The organism is Dietzia massiliensis (assembly GCF_018390595.1).
In the GTDB taxonomy this organism is placed as follows: Bacteria; Actinomycetota; Actinomycetes; order Mycobacteriales; family Mycobacteriaceae; genus Dietzia; species Dietzia massiliensis.
Genome location: NZ_JAHBAV010000179.1, coordinates 1 through 458, shown reverse-complemented (window position 1 = coordinate 458; position 458 = coordinate 1). Strand labels below are relative to the sequence as shown.

Here is a 458-nt window from a genome sequence, read left to right as displayed (position 1 = left end):
ATATTTAAACTTGGTCCAAGTACAACTGTGATTCCCATTTCTTTTAATTCAGTTGCAAAAGCACGTCCAACTTCTTCAAGAAGTTCTTTATTCCATGTTTGACCACGTAGCACTGATACTGGCCAAGCTGTACAATATTGATAATAAGTTTCTACTTCTCCTGTATTTACATCAGTTGCTTCATATTCTTGTTTAACACGAATACCTCCAGGTCCATCTGCAACTACAATAGATGGTATACCATGAGTATCGAAATATTTTACTGTAGTTTCACCAGCAGCTCCTGGAACTGTATCAGAACTAGAACCTACTACCGGAGCATTTTCATTAGCTACACCCCAACCAGAACCACAATTTAATGTTGCCATTTCTTCCAAGCTCATCTTTGCAACAAATTCTTCAATAGTAACATCACCATTATAAACATCTAATAATGTTGCATCAGATTTATCTTCCAC

1 pseudogene is annotated in these 458 nt (G+C 36.5%); it reads right to left on the bottom strand.

Annotation, left to right across the window (positions count from 1 at the left end):
• A pseudogene (locus KHA85_RS16740) lies at positions 1-458 on the bottom strand (hypothetical protein); the annotation flags it as partial.